The sequence below is a fragment of the Pseudomonas sp. GW821-FHT09A09 genome, assembly GCF_059418405.1.
The window spans coordinates 3,497-8,167 of the sequence record NZ_JBWKPU010000065.1; the positions used below are offsets into that span (position 1 = coordinate 3,497).

The 4,671-nt window shown below is 62.8% G+C and carries 5 protein-coding genes; 4 read left to right on the forward strand and 1 reads right to left on the reverse strand.

The window, feature by feature from the left end:
• Nucleotides 1–279: 279 nt before the first annotated feature.
• The gene (locus tag AC07OV_RS29920; protein WP_494997194.1) at nucleotides 280–1,155 is read right to left on the reverse strand and encodes a LysR family transcriptional regulator; all 876 of its coding nucleotides are present in this window, start codon (nucleotides 1,153–1,155) and stop codon (nucleotides 280–282) included.
• 110 nt (nucleotides 1,156–1,265) lie between these two features.
• Here AC07OV_RS29920 and AC07OV_RS29925 point away from each other — a divergent pair, with 110 nt between their 5' ends.
• From AC07OV_RS29925 to AC07OV_RS29940, 4 genes are all read left to right on the forward strand, one after another.
• Nucleotides 1,266–1,700 carry a PACE efflux transporter gene (locus AC07OV_RS29925; RefSeq protein WP_494997193.1) on the forward strand — a complete coding sequence of 145 codons (435 nt, stop codon included), beginning with the start codon at nucleotides 1,266–1,268 and terminating at the stop codon, nucleotides 1,698–1,700.
• 59 nt (nucleotides 1,701–1,759) lie between these two features.
• Entirely contained in the window at nucleotides 1,760–2,392 is a 633-nt protein-coding gene (locus tag AC07OV_RS29930) for a glutathione S-transferase family protein (RefSeq protein ID WP_494997192.1), read from the forward strand.
• Between the two features lie 140 nt (nucleotides 2,393–2,532).
• Nucleotides 2,533–3,948, forward strand: a complete 1,416-nt coding sequence (locus tag AC07OV_RS29935; RefSeq protein WP_494997191.1) for an MFS transporter — start codon at nucleotides 2,533–2,535, stop codon at nucleotides 3,946–3,948.
• 132 nt (nucleotides 3,949–4,080) lie between these two features.
• Nucleotides 4,081–4,590 carry a hypothetical protein gene (locus AC07OV_RS29940; protein ID WP_176994219.1) on the forward strand — a complete coding sequence of 170 codons (510 nt, stop codon included), beginning with the start codon at nucleotides 4,081–4,083 and terminating at the stop codon, nucleotides 4,588–4,590.
• The last annotated feature ends 81 nt before the right edge of the window (nucleotides 4,591–4,671 follow it).

The following is a 4,671-nucleotide window of genomic DNA, read 5'->3' on the forward strand; positions in this document are numbered from 1 at the left end:
ACAGGCAAGCCAGCTCCCACATTTCGACCGTGCCCGCTTGAGAGGTAGGAGCCGGCTTGCCGGCGATGGCGGCTTGTCTGGCAATGATGTGCCGGCCAATCCACCGCTATCGCAGGCAAGCCAGCTCCCACATTTCGACCGTGCCCGCTTGAGAGGTAGGAGCCGGCTTGCCGGCGATGGCGGCTTGTCAGGCAATGCTGTGCCGGCCGATCTGCCGCTATCGCAGGCAAGCCAGCTCCCACATTTTGACCGTGCCGGCTCCTACGGTGATGTGGCGGGTCAGTCCGGGTTGGCCAGCCGTTGTACCAGCGCCGAGGCGCCTTTGTGCAACGGCTGATGCTTCAACCACACCGCGTTCACCACCATCGCCAGCCCGTTCTCGATGTTCTTGAAGTTCAGCCGCCGCAACCGGCCTGCCGCCAGCAATGGCGCCACCGCCGACTGCGGGAAATTGCCCCAACCCAAGCCCGCCTCGACCATGTCCAGCGCCATGCCCAAGCTGTCGGTACGCCAATAGGATTGCCCCACGAGTGGGCGGCGATCGCTGAGAGGACTGTCCCGGCCCGCCACCAGAATCTGGCGTACCCGCACCAGGTCTTCCAGAAACGGCTCGCCTTGCGCCTGCGGATGGTGCGGGCCGATACAGGCGATCAACTGCTCACTGGCGACAAACTGAAAACGCTCCAGCACGTTCACGCTCAGCCCTGCAAACACCACGCACACCTGCACGCGCCCGCTGTGCAGCAACTGCAACACGTCATCTTGTGGCGCCGTCAGCACTTCGATTTCCAACAGTGGAAATTGCTCGCTGATGTCGGCGATGGCCGCGAGCAAACGCCGAGTATTGATATCCACCCCCACACCGATCGACAACTTGCTTTCCAGCCCCTGGGACAGTTGCAACGCATGCACCTGCAACTGCTTGAGCTGTTCGGCCATCAACCGCGCATGGGGGATCAGCGCCAGCGCGAGGTCGGTGGGCACCGGCTCGCGGTGGCTGCGATCAAACAGCAGGTAACCCAGTTCAGCCTCAAGGTTGGCAATGCCCATGCTCACCGCCGAAGGCACCTTGCCCAGTGCCCGCGCCGCCGCTGAAAACGAGCCGCCCTCCACCACTGCCAGGAACACTTCAACGCTGTCGCTGGAAAAGCTCATCTCGCCACCTGTCAATAAAACTGAAAGCTTCTGACTTTTTGTGTCAGTCATATTGACGCTATCTTCCGCGCCTAGTGACGTTCCTGTCACCCGAAAAAAGAGGAAGCGGTATGCAAGGCGTGAAACGCAAACTGGTGTATGTGTCGCTCTATGAGCTGATCGGCATGACCTTCTCGGCTCTCGGCCTGGCGCTGCTGTCCGGCACACACCCCTCCAGCACCGGGCCCCTGGCCGTGGTGATCACCACCGTCGCGGTCACCTGGAACTTCATCTACACCTCGCTGTTCGAGCGTTGGGAAAGCCGCCAGCATGACCGCACGCGCACGGTCAAACGGCGCATCGCCCACGCGGTAGGGTTCCAGCTGACGCTGATCGTGTTCCTGATTCCGCTGATCGCCTGGTGGATGAACGTGAGCCTGGTGCAGGCGTTCCTGCTGGACCTGGCGCTGATCCTGTTCATCCCCTGCTACACCTTTACCTTCAACTGGCTGTTCGACCGCACCTTCGGCCTGCCCGCATCGGCGCTACCCGCCACGTCGGCGTAGCTTCGAGCGTGCACCGCTGCTAGATTCCTTCAGGTCATCTTCAGCGACAGGGAAGCACCATGGGACACTCACTGAAAATCCTCGGCCGTACGTCCTCTATCAACGTGCGAAAAGTCCTCTGGACCTGCCAGGAACTGGGCATCGACTACCACCGCGAAGACTGGGGCATCGGCTACAGCCCCACCCAGTCCCCTGAGTTCCTCGCCCTGAACCCCAACGCCCAGGTGCCGGTGCTGATCGACGACCATGGCGTGCTGTGGGAATCCAACACCATCTGCCGTTACCTCGTAGGCCTCTACCAACGCCACGACCTGCTGCCTGCCGAGCCCGCCCCACGGGCTCGGGTGGAGCAATGGATGGACTGGCAAGCCACCGAACTCAACCCGTCATGGGGCTATGCGTTCCACGCCCTGGTGCGCCAGAACCCGGACTACCAGGACCCGCAACGCATCAACGCGGGCGTGCAGGCCTGGAATGACAAGATGGGCCTGCTGGAGCAACAGTTGCTGAAAACGGGCGCCTATGTGGCCGGTGATGAGTTCAGCCTCGCCGACATCCTCGTCGGCCTGTCGGTACACCGCTGGCGCAACGCGCCGCTGGAGCACCCGCACTACCCGGCGGTCGAGGCGTATTACCAGCGGCTCAGCCAGCGCCCGGGTTTCCAGAAATTTGCCCTGGACGGTCACAACTGAGCCCCGCGCCATAAAACCTGCAAACACAACGCCTTGGCGCAATAAATCGGTGAATGTGAGGCCAAACACAGGCAACTTCACATGCACCGATTTCCGTTAGCCAGCTAAGATTCCAGGCCACTGCTCCTGGAATCTCGCTCATGTCGACACTCACTGCCTCTGCCACGGACGGTATCGACCCGATCCGTGCCGCCCATATCAGCGCGCGCATTGACCGCCTGCCCGCCGTCGCCACCGTCTGGCGCCTGGTGGCGCTGTTGTCGATTGGCGGTTTTTTCGAGCTGTATGACCTGTTCCAGACCGCCTACATCAGCCCGGGCCTGATCAGCGACGGGCTGTTCCACACCGGCAGCGAGGGCGTGTTCGGCTTCTCGGACCAGGCCGCGTTCGCCTCAGCCACCTTCCTCGGCCTGTTCCTCGGCGCCAGCCTGCTCAGCCCGATTGCCGACCGTTTCGGGCGCCGTGCAATCTTCACCTTCGCGCTGGTCTGGTACACCGTCGCCACGGTGTTGATGGGGATCCAGACCTCCGCCCTGGGCATTATCTGCATGCGTTTTCTGGTGGGCATTGGCCTGGGGATCGAGTTGGTGACCATCGATGCCTACCTGTCGGAACTGGTACCCAAGCGCATGCGCAGCTCGGCGTTTGCCTTTGCGTTTTTTGTGCAGTTCCTGTCGGTGCCAGCCGTGGCGCTGATGTCGTGGTGGCTGGTGCCCCAAGCGCCGTTTGGCATTTCCGGCTGGCGCTGGGTGGTGTTGGCCAGTGCAGTGTTTGCGCTGTTTATCTGGTGGCTGCGCAAACGCCTGCCGGAATCACCACGCTGGCTGGCGCAGAAAGGCCGCTTCGAGGAAGCCAGTGCGATCCTCGACACCCTGGAAGCCCGCTGCCAGAAGGATCACGGCAAGCCCCTGGATGCGCCAGAGCCCGAGGCGGTCAGCGTGCAAGGCAGCGGCCGCTTTGCCGATATCTGGCAACCGCCATACCGCCGCCGCGCGTTGATGCTGATCGTGTTCCATGTGTTCCAGGCCATCGGTTTCTTCGGCTTCGGCAATTGGTTGCCGGCATTGCTGTCGGGCCAGGGCGTCAGCGTGACCCACAGCCTGATGTACGCGTTCATCATCACCCTGGCCTACCCGCTGGGGCCGTTGCTGTTCGTGAAGGTGGCCAATCGCTTTGAGAACAAATGGCAGATTGTCGGCTCAGCCTTGGGCGCGATGATCTTCGGCAGCCTGTTCGCCCTGCAAACCACGGCGGTGGGCCTGGTGATCTGCGGGGTGATGATCACCTTCTGCAACGCCTGGCTCAGTTTCAGCTATCACTCGTACCAGAGCGAGCTGTTCCCCACCAACATCCGTGCGCGGGCGGTGGGGTTCTGCTACTCGTTCAGCCGCTTGTCCACGGTGTTCAGCAGCCTGTTGATCGGGTTGATCCTCGACCACCTGGGCACGCCCGGCGTACTCGCGTTCATTGCCAGCAGCATGTTGATCGTGATGATCACCATCAGTGGGTTCGGGCCGCGCACGCGCAACCTGGCGCTGGAGAACATCGCCCACTGACGGCAAGGATCGGCCGTCGACAGGACAATACTTGCCGCGACGGCCGCGTCAGCCCCAATAAATACGGGGGCATGGCCCCCGGCACGCTATTTGCTCCACCTGTGGCACCGAACACACCCCAGGTGAGCAATCATGCTGATCAACAACAACACCCAAGCCATTTCCACCGTGCAACAGCTCAAGCGTGCCGACATGGACCCGGCCAACGCCGCCGCCAGCACGCTGTACAGCGGCGCCCTGCAAGCCGCGCAGCAAAGCGTGACCGTACCGGCCGCGCAAAAGGACCTGGACAAGGCCAACGACCGTATCGACGAGGCCTTCGCCAAGACCCGCGTGCAGTTGCAAGCCACCACCGCAGCCCCTGCGGCGACCACCGATGTGCCGGCCGCCGGTTCCAGCACCAGCACTGCCCGCGCTGACTTCACCGACTACATGAACAAAACCCCGGCCGAGCGTATCCGTGAGCAACTGCTCAAGGAACAGGGTTTGACCGAGGAAGAAGTGCAGGCCATGCCGCAGGAAAAACAGGACGCAATCGCCAAGCAAGTGGCTGAACGCGTGAAGGAGCAGCAGGATCAGCAAGTGGCTGCCAAAGCCACTGACCCGGCACAAGCCGTGAAAGAAACCCTGGCCGCAATCTGATAAACGCCCCCCTGTAGGGGGGGGGGGGGGGGGGGGGGGGGGGGGGGGGGGGGGGGGGGGGTGGGGGGGGGGGGGGGGGGG

Bases quoted from the DNA above. Each gene is read 5' to 3' on its own strand.
- AC07OV_RS29920 (WP_494997194.1), bottom strand. From the start codon at position 1,155: ATGAGCTTTTCCAGCGACAGCGTTGAAGTGTTCCTGGCAGTGGTGGAG.
- AC07OV_RS29925 (WP_494997193.1), top strand. From the start codon at position 1,266: ATGCAAGGCGTGAAACGCAAACTGGTGTATGTGTCGCTCTATGAGCTG.
- AC07OV_RS29930 (WP_494997192.1), top strand. From the start codon at position 1,760: ATGGGACACTCACTGAAAATCCTCGGCCGTACGTCCTCTATCAACGTG.
- AC07OV_RS29935 (WP_494997191.1), top strand. From the start codon at position 2,533: ATGTCGACACTCACTGCCTCTGCCACGGACGGTATCGACCCGATCCGT.
- AC07OV_RS29940 (WP_176994219.1), top strand. From the start codon at position 4,081: ATGCTGATCAACAACAACACCCAAGCCATTTCCACCGTGCAACAGCTC.